The 17,067-nt window shown below is 66.5% G+C and carries 12 protein-coding genes; 9 read left to right on the top strand and 3 right to left on the bottom strand.

Annotated features, from left to right (window positions below):
- The 6 genes from ACIQ6O_RS04695 to ACIQ6O_RS04670 all read left to right on the top strand — a co-directional run.
- Positions 1 to 954, top strand: a 954-nt coding sequence (locus ACIQ6O_RS04695) for a ComEC/Rec2 family competence protein (RefSeq protein WP_396206631.1), incomplete at its 5' end; no start/stop codon positions are given.
- Positions 955 to 1,134: 180 nt separating this feature from the next.
- The gene (fbp, locus tag ACIQ6O_RS04690; RefSeq protein WP_396206630.1) at positions 1,135 to 2,214 is read left to right on the top strand and encodes a class 1 fructose-bisphosphatase; all 1,080 of its coding nucleotides are present in this window, start codon (positions 1,135 to 1,137) and stop codon (positions 2,212 to 2,214) included.
- A gap of 12 nt (positions 2,215 to 2,226) precedes the next feature.
- Positions 2,227 to 3,825: a methylmalonyl-CoA mutase gene (locus ACIQ6O_RS04685; RefSeq protein WP_396206629.1), complete on the top strand. Its 1,599-nt coding sequence runs from the start codon at positions 2,227 to 2,229 to the stop codon at positions 3,823 to 3,825.
- Positions 3,826 to 3,837: 12 nt separating this feature from the next.
- Positions 3,838 to 5,022 (top strand): bifunctional chorismate mutase/prephenate dehydrogenase, encoded by a 1,185-nt coding sequence (gene tyrA, locus ACIQ6O_RS04680; RefSeq protein ID WP_396206628.1) that lies wholly within the window; start codon positions 3,838 to 3,840, stop codon positions 5,020 to 5,022.
- Positions 5,023 to 5,077: 55 nt separating this feature from the next.
- Positions 5,078 to 5,476 (top strand): hypothetical protein, encoded by a 399-nt coding sequence (locus tag ACIQ6O_RS04675; RefSeq protein WP_396206627.1) that lies wholly within the window; start codon positions 5,078 to 5,080, stop codon positions 5,474 to 5,476.
- A 33-nt stretch (positions 5,477 to 5,509) separates the two neighbouring features.
- Complete coding sequence (locus tag ACIQ6O_RS04670; protein ID WP_396206626.1) at positions 5,510 to 5,974, top strand: hypothetical protein; 465 nt, start codon at positions 5,510 to 5,512, stop codon at positions 5,972 to 5,974.
- 113 nt (positions 5,975 to 6,087) lie between these two features.
- Here ACIQ6O_RS04670 and ACIQ6O_RS04665 read toward each other — a convergent pair whose 3' ends face one another.
- From ACIQ6O_RS04665 to ACIQ6O_RS04655, 3 genes are all read right to left on the bottom strand, one after another.
- Entirely contained in the window at positions 6,088 to 7,482 is a 1,395-nt protein-coding gene (locus ACIQ6O_RS04665; RefSeq protein ID WP_396206625.1) for a RagB/SusD family nutrient uptake outer membrane protein, read from the bottom strand.
- A 39-nt stretch (positions 7,483 to 7,521) separates the two neighbouring features.
- Positions 7,522 to 10,641, bottom strand: a complete 3,120-nt coding sequence (locus ACIQ6O_RS04660) for a SusC/RagA family TonB-linked outer membrane protein (protein ID WP_396206624.1) — start codon at positions 10,639 to 10,641, stop codon at positions 7,522 to 7,524.
- A 294-nt stretch (positions 10,642 to 10,935) separates the two neighbouring features.
- Complete coding sequence (locus ACIQ6O_RS04655; protein WP_396206623.1) at positions 10,936 to 13,641, bottom strand: M1 family metallopeptidase; 2,706 nt, start codon at positions 13,639 to 13,641, stop codon at positions 10,936 to 10,938.
- A gap of 252 nt (positions 13,642 to 13,893) precedes the next feature.
- Here ACIQ6O_RS04655 and ACIQ6O_RS04650 point away from each other — a divergent pair, with 252 nt between their 5' ends.
- From ACIQ6O_RS04650 to argS, 3 genes are all read left to right on the top strand, one after another.
- On the top strand, positions 13,894 to 15,366 hold the full coding sequence (locus ACIQ6O_RS04650; protein WP_396206622.1) for a Rieske 2Fe-2S domain-containing protein: 1,473 nt from the start codon (positions 13,894 to 13,896) through the stop codon (positions 15,364 to 15,366).
- A gap of 76 nt (positions 15,367 to 15,442) precedes the next feature.
- The gene (locus ACIQ6O_RS04645) at positions 15,443 to 15,712 is read left to right on the top strand and encodes a zinc ribbon domain-containing protein (protein WP_396206621.1); all 270 of its coding nucleotides are present in this window, start codon (positions 15,443 to 15,445) and stop codon (positions 15,710 to 15,712) included.
- Between the two features lie 67 nt (positions 15,713 to 15,779).
- Positions 15,780 to 17,067 (top strand): arginine--tRNA ligase (argS, locus tag ACIQ6O_RS04640; RefSeq protein ID WP_396206620.1); only part of this gene is annotated, 1,288 nt, incomplete at its 3' end.

The raw sequence follows: 17,067 nt of genomic DNA, 5'->3' as shown, positions 1-17,067 counted from the left end.
GCGATGGGCGGCGGCATGGCCGCCGCGCTGGTCGTACGCGGCACGGCGTCCCGGCGAGGGGCGCCGTGGTACGTGGCATCGGTCGCGGTTGCCGTGCTTGCCATGTGGTGGTCACTCCTTGCTCCTGCCACGGGAGACCTCGAGCTGCACGTACTGGACGTGGGGCAGGGCGATGCGATCGCCCTGCGTACTCCGCGCGGGCGATGGATTGTGGTCGACGCCGGACGGCGATGGCGTGGCGGCGATGCGGGCCGGCGTATGGTGATCCCTTATCTCCGCCGACACGGCGGCGCCGTCGCGCTTTTTGTGCTGTCGCATCCGCACGACGATCACGCTGGTGGCGCCTCGTCGGTCGTGCGCGCGCTCCGTCCGCAGGCGTGGTGGGAGCCCGCGTTCGTGACGGCCAGCCCCGGTTATCGGGAGGCCTTGGCCGCCGTGCGTGCGGTAGGAACGACGTGGCACCGTGTCTCGCCCGGCCAACGGTTCGCCCTCGATGGTGTGGTGCTCACCGTACTTGCCCCTGACAGCGCTTGGACGGCGGCACAGGATGATGCCAACGAAACGTCGGTTGTCTTGCGCGTCGATCACGGCCGCACGCGGTTTCTGCTTACCGGCGATGCCGAGCGTGAGGAGGAGGCGTGGTTACTCTCCCACTATCGCCCGGACGAACTCGCGGCGGATGTCCTGAAGCTTGGCCACCACGGGAGCCGAACGAGCTCGTCCGCTGCGCTGCTCGACGTCGTCGCTCCACGGCTGGCGATCGCGTCGGTCGGGGCAGGGAACCGTTACGGGCATCCCGCACCGGAAACGCTCGGGGCACTGCGGCAACGAGGCATTCCCGCCTTGCGCACCGACCAGCACGGGACGGTTGTGGTGCGCTCAAATGGTCGCGAGCTATCGGTGGAAACCGAGGGGGAACGATGGATCCTTCCACCGGTCACCGGCGTTCGGTAATCTGTAGGCGGACGGCCTGCTGTTACATGTGTTTCACCGCGCCGCGCGGCGGAAATTGGCGGCGTTGCTCTTGCATGAGATTGCCCGGGCATCACAGCTTTCCGCTCATTGCCTTCTGCGTTGTGACCGCCTTGCCGCTGCAGCGGCGGCGCGCTGCACCTACCCATTGGGGACCGTACCGTGGTCAAGCATACTGCGACGTCAGTCGTCACGATCGAACGTTTCATCATCGAACAGGAACGCATGTTCCCCGATGCCACCGGGGAATTGTCGGGCATCCTGTACGACATGGCGCTCGCCGGCAAGATGATCGCGAACAAGGTGCGCAGCGCAGGCCTCGCCGACATTCTCGGGGCGACATCCAACGAGAATGTGCAGGGCGAGGTGCAGCAGAAGCTCGATGTGATCGCCAACGAAATCGTCGTGAAGGCGTTCGATCACGGTGGCCGGCTCTGCGCGATGGCTTCGGAGGAAGAGCCCGACATCATCCAGATCCCCGAGGGCTTCCGGCACGGCAAGTACGTGTTGCTCTTCGATCCGCTCGATGGTTCGAGCAACATCGACGTCAACGTGCCCGTCGGCACCATCTTCTCCGTGTTCCGCAAGATCACCCGCGGTACTCGAGGCGAGATGGAGGACATGCTCCAGCCGGGGCGCCGGCAGGTGGCCGCCGGATACATCCTGTACGGCTCGAGCACCATGATGGTGTACACCACCGGGCAGGGAGCACACGGGTTCACCCTCGATCCGTCCATCGGCGAATTCCTGCTCTCGCACCCGAACATCCGTATTCCTGAACGGGCGCGTTATCTCTCGGTGAACGACGCCTATGAGCAGGACTGGCCGGAAGCCACTCGCGCGCTCATGCGGCGCTACCGTGGACTCGACGGCCAGAAGAAGGCACTCAACGTGCGCTACGTGGGGTCTCTCGTGGCCGATTTCCACCGCAATCTCCTCGGTGGTGGCGTGTTCTGCTATCCGGCGAACGAAAAGGCCACGCGCGGCAAGCTGCGCCTGCTGTATGAGGCCAATCCGTTGGCTTTCATCGCCGAACAGGCCGGCGGTCTGGCCACCGATGGGTATGGCAGCATTCTCGACATCGAGCCCACCGAGTTGCACCAGCGCTCTCCGTTGTACATCGGCAGCAAGGCCGAGGTCGAACTCGTCAGCGAGTTCCCACTGCCGAAGTACGTCGCACCCGGTATCCCGGAACGCCGCGGCGGCACGCGCGCGGCCCCCTCACCGGTGGTTGCTACCTGATAGATTGGGGGGATGACCGACCGTCTCTCCCCATCCGGTATTCCTGTCGCGGCCGTGGTGCGCCCCGACGATACGCCTATCGATTACGCGCACGATCTCGGTGATCCGGGACAGTTCCCGTTCACACGTGGCGTGCAGCCCACGATGTATCGTGGCCGCTTGTGGACCATGCGGCAGTACGCCGGATTCGGTACCGCGAAGGCCACCAACGAGCGGTTCAAGCTGTTGCTCGACGCGGGCCAGACAGGACTGTCCGTGGCCTTTGATCTCCCCACGCAGATGGGGATCGATTCCAGTTCTCCGCGTGCACTCGGAGAAGTTGGCCGCGTCGGTGTGGCCATCGACACTGTCGATGACATGCACCTGCTGCTTGATGGCATTCCGCTCGATAAGGTCTCTACGAGCATGACGATCAATGCCACGGCGTCTACGCTGCTGGCGATGTACATCGTGGTGGCCGAGGAGCGTGGCATCAGCCGCGACAAGCTGTCGGGCACGGTGCAGAACGACATTCTCAAGGAGTACATCGCCCGCGGCACGTACGTGTATCCGCCGGCGCCGTCGCTCGCCCTCACGGCGGAGATGTTTCGCTTCTGCGCCGCGGAAGTACCGCAGTGGAATCCGATCTCCATCAGCGGCTATCACATTCGCGAGGCGGGGGCCACGGCGGTGCAGGAGGTGGCGTTCACCTTCGCGGATGCGCTCGCCTACGTGCAGCAGGCCGTACAGGCGGGGCTACCAGTGGATGCGTTCGCGCCGCGGCTGTCGTTCTTTTTTGCTGCGCACAACGATCTGTTCGAGGAAGTCGCGAAGTTCCGCGCGGCCCGACGGTTGTGGGCGCGCCTGATGCGTGAGCGCTTCGGCGCCAACGATGCGAGCTGCCGCCTGCGCTTCCACACGCAGACGGGAGGCGTGACGCTTCAGGCGCAGCAGCCGCACAACAACATCGTGCGTGTCACCATCCAGGCGCTTGCAGCCACGCTCGGCGGAACGCAGTCGCTGCACACCAACGGCTACGACGAAGCGCTGGCGCTCCCCACGGCCGAAGCGGCCACGCTGGCGCTGCGCACGCAGCAGATCGTGGGCTATGAGTCGGGGATCGCCAACACCGTGGATCCACTCGCCGGAAGCTGGTATGTGGAGCAGCTCACCAACACGATCGAGAACCGTGCCCTCGAGCTGCTCGCCAAGGTCGACGAGCTCGGTGGCGCCGCTGAGGCCATTCGGGCCGGTTTCTTTCAGGAGGAGATCGGTCGCAGCGCATACGAGTACCAGCTGCGCGTGGAGGCGGGCGATACGGTGGTCGTCGGCGTGAACAAGTTCGGTGACGGACAGGAGCCGCCCATCATTCCGGCGCCGGACTTCAGTGCGCTCGAGAAGGATCAGGTGGCCCGCTTGGCCGACGTGCGCGCCCGTCGTGACAACGCCGCTGTCGAGACGGCGCTTGCCCGTCTGGCCGAGGCCGCACCGCATTATCTGCCGTCGCACGAGGGCGCGCGTACCGAGTTGATGCCGCGCATCATCGATGCCGTGCGGGCTCGAGCGTCGGTTGGCGAGATTGCCGATACCCTCGAGCAGCACTGGGGGCGGTACCACCCGTCGCTTGTCTAATCGTCCGGCGTAATGTCTTTCGACACGTCCGCGGCCGGCGGCGCAGCGCCTGCTGACGGTGGGGGAGCGATGCAGCCCCGCCCGCTGGCGGTGGTGCGCGCGATGATCGATGCGCTCGACCGCGACCTGCTGCAGATTCTCGCGCGGCGCATGGCGCTGGTGGCGGAAGTGGCGGCCTGGAAGCGGCAGCACGGCCTGCGCATTCGCGACCCGCAGCGCGAACAGGATGTGCTGCGCGACCGTCACGAACGGGCCCTGGAACTCGGTTTGCCCGCAGGCGAAATCGAGTCGATTTTCCGCGTGCTGCTGCGCTCGAGTCGTGATCATCAGGCCGCGCTCCGCGCGGAGGTGCCCAGTGGCGATCACGCGCGTACCGTGGCCATCATCGGGGGGCACGGCAAGATTGGCCGACTCATGGCGCGTCTCTTCGGTGACCTCGGTCATCGTCTGCTGGTGGTCGACACCGATACCGTGCTGCGGGCCGAAGAGGCGGCTGCTGCCGCGGACGTGATCGTGATTTCGGTGCCCATCGACCGCACGGACGCCGTGGTGCGCACCGTCGGTCCGCATGTGCGCCCCGAGGCGCTCCTCATGGACGTCACCAGTATCAAGGCGGCGCCGATGCAGGCGATGCTCGAAAGCACGCCGGCCAGCGTGGTGGGTACCCATCCCATGTTCGGCCCCAGTGTGCACACCCTGCAGGGGCAGCGGGTGGTGCTCTGCCGCGGGCGCGGCGATGCCTGGGCTGATTGGGTCGCCCGCAGCCTCACCGCGCGCGGACTGGTGATCACCGAGACGTCGGCCGAGCATCACGACCGCGTGATGTCGGTGGTGCAGGTGCTGACGCACTTCCAGACACAGGTGCAGGGGCTCACGCTGGCTCGACTCGGGTTGCCGCTCGGTGAGACCCTCCCCTTCACGTCGCCAGCCTATCTGCTCGAGTTGTACGTCGCTGCCAGGCACTTCGCGCAGGACCCGGCGCTGTACGGGCCCATCGAGATGCGAAACCCGGGAACGGCAGCGGTAACGGCAGCGCTCGGTGCCTCTGTTCGGGAAGTAGCCGAAATTCTCGCCGTCGGCGATCAGATGGCCTTCACCAACCTCTTCGAGGAAGTGCGCGCCTTCTTTGGCGACTTCACCGCGGAGGCGCTCGTGCAGTCGAGCTTCCTGATCGATCGTATTGTGGAGCGCAGTTGAAGCGCGCGCCGCAGCCGACCGGGATCCTTCGGCTTGCTCCCGTCATTCATCGCGTATGAAGACGCGCCCGGCCCGCTGGTCCCTCAATCCGCTCACGTGGTTCCGCCGCGTTGAAGACGGCCTGTTCGCGCTGGCGGCTGAAGCAGAGTACCGGCTCAAGCTCGCCCCGCGCGGGGTGAAGATCGTCCCGAGCGACTTCGATCGCCGAATGATCCGGTTGTTCCTGATCGCGATGCCGTTGCTCATTGGGTCGCTGTTCATCGACGACCGTCAGTTTCGAACCCGGCTACTGGCGCTGGCGTTCGCGGTGGTGCTCCTGACGGTCGCGCTTATCTTCCTGCTCGACGCCCGTTCGGCTCAGTACACCGGCCGTGGGCGCCCTTTGCCTCCGCCCAAGCCGCGGAAGCCTGCCCCGCCTCCGTCGCAGCCCCACTGGACGCGCCGTCGTCCCTGACGCACTGGCTCCACTCCTTCCGCGAGTATCCGCATGCGCGCCCCCTACGCCGCCGTCACGCTCACGCTGGTCACCGTCGCCGTATCCAGTCTGCTCGAGGCCGCTCCGTCCATTGGGAGGCTGCGCGCGAACGGTACGCCGCGCGCCGAGTATACGGCAACGCTTGCCGGGCGCGACGGACGCAAGGTCACCGGCGCCGCCACGGCGCGCCCCACCGCTGATGGGAAGGGCACCGAGGTGACCGTCACCCTCGACGGTGACACGCCAGGGGCCACGCGGCCGTGGCACGTGCACAGCGGGAGTTGCAAGCAATCCGGAGGGGTGGTGGGGGGCGGCCGGGCCTACACGCCCATTGCCATCGATGCCAAGGGGCAGGGGAAGGGCACGGCCAACATCCCCGTGACGCTTGCCGACACCGCCACCTACTACGTGAACATCCACGACGCGGCGGCCGCGATGGGCATCATCGTGGCCTGCGGGGACCTTACGAAGAAGTGAAGGATGCCGAACCGGCATCCGGTACCGCGCGGACGTCCCCACGATGAAAAAGCAGAACGGCCCGGATCGCCAGATGGCGACCCGGGCCGTTCTGTTTGGCAGCGTCCGGCCGCTTACGGGCAGCCGGGAGCGCGGAGGTTCGCCGGCAGCGTGCTGCGGGCGAGGCACTCCGACTGCGGCACCGGCATCACGCGCGCACGGAAGTGCGTCGGGATGTCGAGCGGCAGCGTGAGCAAACGGCCCCAACGGCGCACGTCAAACCAACGATGGCCTTCCCAGAGGAGCGAGTAGCGCTTCTCGTACAGCATGGCATCGATGGCGGCATCGCGGTTCGCGAACGACGCGATGGGCGACAGGAGCCCGGCGGTCGTACGGATGTAGTTGATGTCCGTCAGTGCGGCCGAGAGGTTGTTCAGGCCGACGTTCGCTTCGGCGCGCAGAAGGATGAGCTCCTCATTGCGCAGAATCGGCAGCGGCGTCGTCTGCTCCGGATACAGCGTGAACCCGACGTCCGTCGGAATGCCCACCGCAAGACCGCCGGGCGCATTACGCGTGGGGATCGTGCGGATCTTCGTCATGAAACGCTGGTCCCGCGTGCCATTGCCCTGCAGCTGCGCGTCCGGGCGAATGCTCGGGTGCGCGATCTGGTCGGGGGTAACCGGAATCGACAGCGTGTTGAGCGCGTCACCGGCGGCGGTGCTGAACGTGTGATACACACCGCGACGCAGATCCGCGCCAGCCGAGGCATTCAGGAACGATTCCCCGAGGGCGGTGAGCGCCGCCGTGAAGCACGCGTTGCCGCAGTCGAGCGTGCCACGGTACACGTGGACACGCGCCGCGAGGCCGCGGTTGAACTGGCGGAACGTCGCCGGCGTATTGAATCCGGCGAAACCGGGCGGCAGCGTGAAGGGAAACGCCGCCGAACCGGCAGCCGCCAACTGCGTGGCCGCCGAATCGAGAATCCCGCTGATGAAGCGGTAGGCCGAGTCACGCGACACGAATGGCTGCGGCTGGTTCGTCACCACGTCGATCGCCGTCGGGATACCGAGCGAGTCACGAGTCGCGATGACGTAGTACAGATCGAGCGCTCGCATCGTGTTGGCGAAGCCGCGCACCGCGTTCTTCTCTCCGTCGCTGAGGAACGCGGCACCGTTGGCCGTGCTCACCAGCGCAATCGCATTGCGCGCGTTACGGAAGCGCGGGTCCCACTGACCGTTCGTGAAGCCGGAGTTGTCGAGTGGGAACGCACCGAGGAAGAGCGTCGTGTTGCGGGGTTCCGAACTGGTGTACAGGAAGCTTTCGCGTCCAAGCACGCCGGTATTGGAGACGAGGCCCGTCAGACCGCCACGCTGCTCGGCCAGAATGCCAGACGCCAGATTCTGGAGCAGCGGACGATCGACCGGCTGGTCAGAACTCGCCTCGTTGAAATTCGGAACGTTCAGGCGATCCGCGCTGCAACCGGCGAGAAGCACGGCCGCCGCGGCGAGCGCCGGCATAAGTCGGGTCATGCGGTTACTCCGCACATGTGTGATGAAGGTGGCCATGGCTTAGAAACTCACGTCCACGCTGAAGAAGAACTGACGGCTCGGCGGGAATGGCGCGAGGTCCACCGCGCTGCGGATCGGGCCGTTGCCGAAGTTCGTGACTTCCGGGTCCATGCCCCAGTAGTCCATGAACACGGCGAGGTTGCGGCCGACGACGTTCAGACGTACGTCGCTGACACGCTGACCGAGCAGGCGACGCGCGATGGACTGCGGCACCGAGTAGGTGAGCGACACTTCGCGCAGCTTCACGAACGAGCCGTCCTGCACGTACACGCGCGCGTCACCACCGTTATTCCAGCGGCGGAACCGATAGTCGCCGAGCGTCGCGGTGCTCGACGTATCGAGCATCGTCCGGACCCCACCGGCGTTGCGTACGCAGGCGAGGTTGTCCCGCGTCTGCCCGCGGCACGGCGACGGCGCGTCATAGTCACGGGAGCGCTGGAACTGGTCCCAGATATTCTGGGTCAGGTTGGTGAGGTCTCCACCCTGACGCCAGTCGAGCTGCGTGTTGAGCGTGAAGCGCCCGACCGTGAAGGTGTTCGTGAAGAACATTTCGTGATCGGGGACGGCGTCGCCGATGATCGTATCGCGCGTCACGACGGTGCCGTCGTCACGGAAGATCGGACGGTTGCCCCAGATCGCGGTGGTCGAGACACCCTGCGTGATGCGCGGACGACCATAGGCCGCGCCGAAGCCTACGTTCGCCGGGTTGAAGGGCGGAATCGGGAGCTCTTCCGTCACGTTCCGGATCCGCTGGAACGCCGTGCGGCTCACCCACGAGAAATTCCGACGCTGAATCGGGGCGAGCGTGAGCGTCGCCTCGTGCGCCTTGTTGCGCAGACGGCCGCCGTTGAAGATCTGCTGCGAGATGCCCGCCGTGGGCGGAATCGGCCGGTTGAACAGCACATCGTCGATGCGCGTGTCGACATAGGCGTATTCCAGGCTCACGCGCTGCTGGAACCCGGCCGCGCTGAAGCCGAGCACGAAGTCGGTCTTGCGCTCCGGACGCACCTCGGGGTTGCCGAGCGTCGGGTTCGTACCGATGCCGTTGACACCGTTGATGAACGGCGTGTTGCCGAACGTGATGAAGCGCTGGCCGTACAACGGACGGTTACCGGTCTGTCCCCAGTTGGCGAGCAGCTTCAGTTCGTCGACGCCCGGCACCACCTTCATGAGGCGATAGGCAGCCTGCGCGCTCGGGAACACGTAGTACTTATCGCGGTCACCGTTGTTGCTCGAGCGATCGCCACGAACGCCCGCGCCAAGGGTCAGGCGATCGTCGAAGGCCAGAGCCGTCGTCTGCAGGAACAGACCCTGGTCCGTCTGCAGCTCCTGGTTCTGGAAGGTGAGCTGCTGACCCTGATTGACGTTGGTCACGCCGGGGATGAGCCCCTGCGCGCGCACGCGACCGACGTTGAGCCCCTGCTGCTCTTCGGTCACGCCGGCCACCGTGTTGAAGGTCGCGAAGAAGCCGTTCGGTGCGAAGTTCCAGTTGGTGCGGAGCACCTGGTTGAACTGGCGCGAGAGGGCGTTCGTCGTCACCACCGTACCCGGCAGGCCGTCCTGCGGTTCGAACTGCAGGAAGTTCGGGCTGTACAGGAAGTTGTCCTGCGTGAAGCGGTCGACGCCGACCTGATACTCGACGCGCACCTGATTCTGCTCACGCGCTACCGCCTGCCAGCCCAGCGTGGCCGAACCCACGAATCGGTCGACATTCTCGTCGTTGGTGACGAACTGGAACGTCTGGAAGGGGTTCGACGTGTTCGCCGCCGCGCCGCCGCCACCGAAGCGGTTCACCGGGAAGTTCCCCGTCGCGTCGCGGTTCTGCAGTTCGAGGAAGCTGGGGGTCTTGCCGAAGACATACAGCGGCGACGTATTCGGATCGTTGCCGTTGTTCGAGAGGCCGCGGTTGGCGACCGACCGCGTGTACCCGAGGTCGATGCGCGCCTGCAGGCGGCTCGAGATGTTCTGGTCGAGATTGATGCGCGCGTTGTCGCGTAGTGCGCCGGTGCCTACCGCGATACCGCCATCATACTTGCGGCTGATCGACGAAAAGTACCGCGTGGCATCGGAGCCGCCGGAGACGTTGGCCGCCGACTCCCACGCCATCGGCGCTTCGCCGAAGAGCTGGCCCACGTGATCGTAGCAGGGGATGTTTCCACCATTCGCCGCCTTCGCCGCGTTGAACGCCTCGATGGCGATCGCCTGACTCGCGGCAGACGCGGCTGCCGTGACGGCGCGCGACGAGTCGGCGAAGCAGCGCGTGCCGATGCCGCGCAGCAGCGACGACTGACCGACACGCTGCGTCAGGTTCCAGCGGGGCTGGCCACTGCGGCCACGCTTCGTGGTGATGATCACGACGCCGTTCGTCGCGCGCGACCCGTACAGCGCGGCGGCAGCGGCGTCCTTGAGCACCTGAATGTCCTCGATCTCATTCGGGTTCAAATCCGCGAGGCGGTTGGTGCGGTTGTCCTGCACGCTCGCAATGTTCGTTCCCGCCCCACCGGCACGCGTCAGCGTGTTGGAACCGCCGGCGATCGAGGCGTTCGACATGATCACGCCGTCGATGACGAAGAGCGGCTCACCATTACCAAGGATCGACGTCGTACCGCGGATCTGGATCTGACCACCGCCGCCAGGAGCACCGGTGTTCATGTTGATGCGCGCGCCGGTCACCTTACCCTGCAGCGCCTGGTCGACGGTCATCGCGGGGACACGATTCAAGTCCTCGGCACTCACCGCCGCCACCGTGGTGGCCGCCGAACGCCGGTCGATCGAGCCTGACTGGGCCGTCACAACCTGCGTTTCGAGCTGGAGAACGTCCTTCTTGAGTTCTACGGTCACGCTCTGCTGGTCTGCCTGCACGAGCACCGTGCGCATCTGGTAGCCGATGCGACGGACTCGGAGCGACACGGCGCCGCTCGGCACCTGCAGCGCAAAATTGCCCGAGCCATCGGTGTAGGCGCCGGTCGTGGTGCCGACCACCTGAATGCTCGCCGCCGCCAGCGGGGCGTTGTTGCCTTCCTCGGTCACGCGGCCTGTAAGCCGTCGCTGGGCGTGGAGGTCTGTGGCCGCGGCGACAAGCATCGCCAGCGCCACAGCGCCCGTACGAAAGAGACGCATGTGTTCCTTGTTCCCGAATGTGAGTCCTAGGTGCCCTCGGCGTCCGCCGGGTTGCGGCCGCAATGGGGAACCGGTGCATGTAAGAACAGGCACCGTCCCCGGGTACTGTTGGTCGGATTACAGTACGAGCGGAAAGCAGGTCGCGGAAGGGCCACGCACGCGACCCGACCTTTCTTAACTGATTCGCTGTCGGAATTCGCGTCGCGAGCAGCCATGGGGGCCTCGTCGCCGCTTATGTCGCGGTCGTCGCGACCGGCGCAGAGGTATCGGCCGAAGCCGGTGGAACGATGGGTGCTACCGGTTCGAGTTGGGTTCGGCGCCGGTCGGCGCCGTAGGGCCCGCGTACCGCTCCCGAACCCGCACCGTCCGCTCGAGATCATCACGCGCCTGCAATACCTTTTGCCGAAGGTCGAGTGCTAGATCGGGGTTGGCGCTGAGCCACGCATCCACGGCAGTGAGCGCTGCCCGTTCCGTCTGACCTCCCAGTGTGTTGGCGAGCCAACTGCCGAGGAAGAAGATCCGGCGGTTCTTCTGAATCCACGGCAACGTGTCGAGTGCGGCCGCGAGATAGCGGCGTGTGAGCCGCTGCTGGTCGGGATCATGGAACGCACGCAGGCTCGAGGTGACCCACTCCTCGTTGAGCGACGCATCGCGGAACCAGCGGTCGAACAGCATGTGCTTCGTCGCGCTGTCCGGCGCGGCGGCGCCGGCCACGAAGGCGAGCCGTTGCCCCTCGGTGGACTTGTCCCGCAGCCGCTCGGCCGCGATAAGCGAATCACGATCGGGGGCGCCTTGCGAGACGAGACTGGTTACCATTGCCCAGCGGGTCGGGGCGCGCAGCAGCAACCCGGCCGCGCTGTCACTGGCGAGCCAGCGACGCAACTGCCCGAGCGCGCCGTCGCGTCGGGCCAGCGATACGTAGCTGTCGAGGTGCGCCTTGCGGCTGCCGTAGCTGGCGCTGGTATCCTGCGCGCCCAGGATCAGGAGGCGTTCCACGTCCGGTAGCAGGGCGTCGCGCACGGGCTCGGTGGCGTAACGCGACACCGCGGCATTCAGGCGTCCCACCAGTGCGGCCGCGAGCTGTTCATCCCGCTCGCGCGGCAGCGCCTGCATGGCGATGCGCGCGAAACGCACCGGGGCCAGCTCGCCCTCCCGCACGAGATCCCACAGTGCGCCCCACACCATGGCCCGCAGGAAGTCGTCCTTCACCTCGCTCACATGAGTCTCCAGCCACGTGACGCTCGCACTGTCGGGGAGGACGATGGCGTAACCATAATCCCCCTCATTGGCGAACACGAAGGCCGGCACCGGGCGTCCGGCCGCCGCGGCGATGATCGTCGTGTCGCCACGGAGCTCGACCGGCAGGCTCACCGATGGCCGATCGGCATAGTGGAGCCGCACCTGCACCTTGAGCGGCCAGGCCCCCGCGCCACTCACGGCGCGTTGGGCCGGTCGCTGCACGAGCCGCAGTCGCGTGATGCGCCCGTTTGCGGATTCGAGCTGCTGGGTGATCACCGGCATCCCGGGGCGCAGCATCCACTGACGTCCCCACGCACGCAGATCGCGATTCGACGCCATCCCGATGGACTGCAGCAGCGCCTGCCACGTGGCGTTGCCGTACGCGTGGGTACGGAGAAAGTGCTGCACCCCGCGCTGGAAGGCCGCCGGCCCCACGAGATACTCCAATTGCCGCAACACCGACGGCGCCTTGTTGTACACGATGGGGCCGTAGTTGCTCTTGGCCTGATCGAGGTTGGCCAGACGTTGCCACACCGGCGTGGTGCCCGCCGTGGCGTCGGTGCCGTAGGCGGTCGGCTTATTGCGCAGATAGAACGTCTTCCACGCATTCGACGATGGCTCCAGGTCGGCCTGCATGCGGGCCGCCATGAAGGTGGCAAAGCCTTCCTTGAGCCACAGGTCGTCGAACCAGCGCATGGTGACGAAGTCGCCGAACCACTGATGCGCCACCTCGTGGAACGTGGTCGCCTGCCGGCCGAGCAGCTGGGAAGCGGTGGGGCGTTCACGATAGATGAACGACTCCTCGTTGTAGAACACCGCCCCAGGATGCTCCATGCCGCCGAACGGGAAGGCCGGGGCGAGCAGGGCGTCGTACTTGTCGAAGGCGTACGGCACGCCGAAGTAGCGCCCGAGCCAGCGCAGCGCGCGCGCGTTCATCGCGAGCAGCGTGTCCGACTCGGCCTCCTTCGCCCGTGAGGCGCGCACGTACAGCGACGTCGGCACCGCGGCGCCCGCTGGGGTAATGACTTCCTGGCGCGTGTGCACCTGCCAGGGCCCGGCGGCAAAGGCCATCAGATACGTGCTGAGCGGCTTGGTTTCGGCAAAATGATGAGTGACCGTCGCGGCGGTGCTGTCGCGCCGGATGGCGGCACCGTTGGCGAGGGCGCGCCACGCCGCGGGCGTGGTGAGATGCAGCGTGAGCCGCGCCTTGAGGTCCGGCTGGTCGAAACAGGGAAACAGCAAGTTGGCGTCGCTCGGGACCAGCAACGTGTAGAGGTACGTGCTGCTGTCGGCCGCGTCACGTGTCCGGATGATCGCCGCGCCGGCGTTGGCGATCGGCGTGGTGAAGTCGACCGTCACCGTATTGCGCCCCGGTCTCACCCGACCCCCCGGGACGGTGAGATGGTGCCCGTTCCACGCGTTGCCCGCCTCGGGCCACGCCGTACCGTTTACGCGCGTCGCGCTCACGCCGAGGCCGCGGAAGTCGAGGACCACCGCACCGGGGCGGACGGCGGTGAACTGCACCGTGACCGACCCGCTCGCGGTGTCCCCCGTGCTGACGCGCAGCGCGAGATCATAACGGACATCCCGTAGCTGCTGTCGTCGCAGGTCGGCCAGTTCGGCTGAGACACCGGGGGCCGTGAGCGAGGGCGAGGGCGCGGCCGCGGGGGAGGCCTGAGCGAGGACCGGCGCGGGAAGCGCGGCTAGCGCCACGGCCGCGAGGGCGAGCGGGAGCGCACGGAAAAACGGGAAGGCGTTCATGTGTCCAAAGTGCGGCGGCCGTCGTCGGTCTGCGAACAAACCGGTCATTCCGAATACGGGAAAGTCAAACCAAGGCGACGCCCGTATCTTGATTCGTAAGCGTTCCAGCGCTGGCATTCCGTCGCACGACGGGGAGAAGGTCGCCGCGGTCGTGCTGCCGCCGTGCTTGCGCCGTTGTCCCCGTTGAGCGGTATTGGAGGCATTCGCCGTCCGCGCCTTGGTCTTCCCGCCACGTTTTCCCCACCGCGACTCATGACGTTGCTGCCCGAGCATCCGTCGAATTCCGAAGGCGCAGAGAACGACGCGCCCGCCGCCTGCGCCGGTTGTGCCAAACTCGACCGCCGTCAGTTTCTTGCCTCTGCGTCCGCGCTGTCGCTCGGGGCACTCGTGACCGGATGCGGCGACGGCATCATCGGAGGCCCGGAAGCGATTCCGGCGTTTCCCGAGACGCCATTCCTCGTGGATCCGCGGCAGATCACCGCCCTGCAGACGGTCGGTGGGCGGAGCGTGGTGCAAGTGGGGCTCTCGGCACCGGTTCTCGTGGAACGGACCGGCCAGGCCCAATACCGCGCGCTGTCGCTGGCGTGTCCGCACCGGGGCACCATCGTCTCGGTGGAGCGCAGTGGCTTCCGCTGCCCCAATCACGGTGCCGTCTTCAACGCCGACGGCCTGTGGCAGTCAGGACAGGCGACCTCGGATCTCGAGCCGGTCGGCGTGCGCCTGAATTTCGACGGCACCTTGTCGGTGGGTGGGCCACCGTCGCCGCCGGTGCTCGCCGTGAGCGCCACCTCGCTCGCCTTCACGGCCCTCACCACCAGCGCGACGGATCCAGCCCCGCAAACGGTGAACGTGAGCAACGCAGGGGGCGGCACGATTCCGGGCATCAGTGCCACGATCACCTACACGGCGGGCCAGCCTAGCGGATGGCTCACCGCGCAAGTGTCCGGCGCGATTGCTCCCGCAACGCTCACGCTGAGCGCACGGCGCGGCACGCTGGCGGTGGGGACCTATACCGCGAACGTGACGGTGAATACGACCGCCAACGGAGCGCGGACCATCGCCGTGGTGCTCGTGGTACAGAATGCCAACAGCCCCGCGTCGATTGTGCTCTCGACCACCGCGACCTCCATGGCGCTGCCGGCGGGGAGCCAGTCCGAGATCCAGGCGGTGCAGGTGACCAACGGGGGAGCGGGTACCCTCGCGGCGTTGCGTACGCAGGTGGCCTATTCGGCCGGCGGGGTGGGATGGCTGTCGGCCACCTTCAACAGCACGACCACCCCCGCGGTGCTGACCCTGCGCGCCACGGCGACCGGCCTCAGCAACGGCACCTATACCGCGCAGGTCACGGTGTCCGCGGCCGGGGTCGCCGACCGCATCCTCACCGTCACGCTGACCATTGCACCGATCGGACTCGTGGTCAACATCGCGGCGTGGCCAGCGCTGGCCACCGTGGGCGGGGTCGCCGGCAGCGTCGGTAACCTCAACACCACACCGGTGGCCATCGTGCGTACCGGTGCCACCAGTTTTGCGGCGTTCTCCATGACGTGTCCGCATGCCGGCACGCGGATCAACGTGGTGAACAACGCCAGCTTCCGCTGTCCCAACCACGGGGCGCTGTTCGATGGTGCGGGCGTCAATCTTCCATCGTCGCCGCAACGCACCACCAATCTGGTCCGCCTGACGGTCACCTACACGCCGGGCGCGCCCACCCTCTTGGTGTCCTGACGGCGCCAGCCGTTGAACCCGCTCCTCGGAATGGCTACGTTTCAAGGCTGTTTGACCTCAGCCAACTTTCGTAGCCATGCCAACTTACGAATTTCGCACGCCCGACGGCTCCATCATCGAGCGGATCTTCAAGATCAGCGAAGTCCCGGACTCCGTCACCCTCGATGACGGCAGCGTGGCCACACGCATCATTTCTGGTGGTGCGGGCCTGCTGTTCAAGGGTTCGGGTTTCTACATCACCGACTACGGCAAGGACGGCAAGAAGGATCAGCGCCCCGCCTCGTCGTCGACCGAATCCAAGGCTGATACCAAGCCGGCGGCGTCTCCTGCGCCCAAGGCCGAGTGACCACGGCCGTTGTGCACCCTTCGGTGCATGACGGCCGTGTGCCGTCTTTTCTCTTGCTGATCAACACGTGACCCAGGCCGACGCCCTGCGCGCCGAACTCGCGCGCGCGGCGCGCACTCTCGGTGCGCCCGACGACGTTTCCCCCATCCTCGAGCGGCCGCGTGATCCGTCCTTCGGGGATTGGGCCACCAACCTCGCCATGACGCTGGCGAAGCCGCTCGGCAAGAAGCCGCGCGACATCGCCGAAGCGCTCATTGCCGCGCTCGACACGTCGAGCGTGGGCATTGTGTCGGCGGAGATCGCGGGGCCGGGGTTCGTGAACATCCGCCTCGACCCCGGATTCCAGGCGCGTGGCCTGCTGCAGATTCTCGCGGCCCCCGAGCAGTGGGGGCGGCTCGATCTCGGCAAGCAGCAGAAGGTGTGCGTCGAGTTCGTCTCCGCCAATCCTACGGGACCGCTGCACGTGGGGCACGGCCGTCAAGCCGCGCTCGGCGATGCCATCAGCACCCTGCTCGAGTGGACCGGTTGGAACGTCGATCGCGAGTTCTACTACAACGACGCCGGCGCGCAGATCGCCAACCTTGCCAAGAGCACACAGGCGCGTGTGCGGGAGCTCGCCGGACATCCGCTCGAGATCCCCGAGGGCGGTTATCACGGCGCGTACATCAAGGAGATCGCTGAGCGTTACGTGCAGCAGCACGCCGACGATCGTGACGGCAACGATCTCGACGCGATGCGCGCGTTTGCCGTGGCCGCGCTGCGTCACGAGCAGGATCTCGACATGCAGGCCTTCGGGGTGAAGTTCGACACGTATTACCTCGAGAGCTCGCTCTACACCGACGGTCGCGTCGAAAAGACCGTGGAGGCGCTCAAGGCCAGCGGGCACACGTATGAGGAGGAGGGCGCGCTGTTTCTGCGCACCACCACCTTCGGTGACGACAAGGACCGCGTGATGAAGAAGAGCGCGGCCAAGGGTGGCGACTACACGTACTTCGTCCCCGACGTCGCCTATCACGTGACCAAGTGGGAACGCGGGTACGCGCGCGCCATTAACGTGCAGGGTGCCGATCATCACAGCACCACCACGCGCGTGCGCGCGGGGCTGCAAGCGCTCGGGATCGGGATTCCGCAGGGGTACCCCGACTATGTGCTGCACCAGATGGTGACGGTGATGAAGGGCGGCGAAGAGGTGAAGATCTCCAAGCGCGCTGGTTCCTACGTTACCGTGCGCGATCTGATCGACGAGGTGGGCCGCGATGCCGTGCGCTACTTCTACCTCATGCGCAAGGGTGACTCGCAGCTGGTGTTCGATGTGGATCTCGCCCGCAGCCAGTCGGAAGAGAACCCGGTGTACT

The organism is Gemmatimonas sp., assembly GCF_044345575.1.
Lineage (GTDB): Bacteria > Gemmatimonadota > Gemmatimonadetes > Gemmatimonadales > Gemmatimonadaceae > Gemmatimonas.
This window is presented reverse-complemented; position numbering and strand designations above follow the sequence as displayed.

What these genes read in the sequence shown, in the direction of transcription:
- ACIQ6O_RS04675 (WP_396206627.1), top strand. Translation starts at nt 5,078, where the DNA reads ATGAAGACGCGCCCGGCCCGCTGGTCCCTCAATCCGCTCACGTGGTTC.
- ACIQ6O_RS04660 (WP_396206624.1), bottom strand. Translation starts at nt 10,641, where the DNA reads ATGCGTCTCTTTCGTACGGGCGCTGTGGCGCTGGCGATGCTTGTCGCC.
- ACIQ6O_RS04665 (WP_396206625.1), bottom strand. Translation starts at nt 7,482, where the DNA reads ATGACCCGACTTATGCCGGCGCTCGCCGCGGCGGCCGTGCTTCTCGCC.
- ACIQ6O_RS04685 (WP_396206629.1), top strand. Translation starts at nt 2,227, where the DNA reads ATGACCGACCGTCTCTCCCCATCCGGTATTCCTGTCGCGGCCGTGGTG.
- ACIQ6O_RS04645 (WP_396206621.1), top strand. Translation starts at nt 15,443, where the DNA reads ATGCCAACTTACGAATTTCGCACGCCCGACGGCTCCATCATCGAGCGG.
- ACIQ6O_RS04670 (WP_396206626.1), top strand. Translation starts at nt 5,510, where the DNA reads ATGCGCGCCCCCTACGCCGCCGTCACGCTCACGCTGGTCACCGTCGCC.
- ACIQ6O_RS04650 (WP_396206622.1), top strand. Translation starts at nt 13,894, where the DNA reads ATGACGTTGCTGCCCGAGCATCCGTCGAATTCCGAAGGCGCAGAGAAC.
- tyrA (WP_396206628.1), top strand. Translation starts at nt 3,838, where the DNA reads ATGTCTTTCGACACGTCCGCGGCCGGCGGCGCAGCGCCTGCTGACGGT.
- ACIQ6O_RS04655 (WP_396206623.1), bottom strand. Translation starts at nt 13,641, where the DNA reads ATGAACGCCTTCCCGTTTTTCCGTGCGCTCCCGCTCGCCCTCGCGGCC.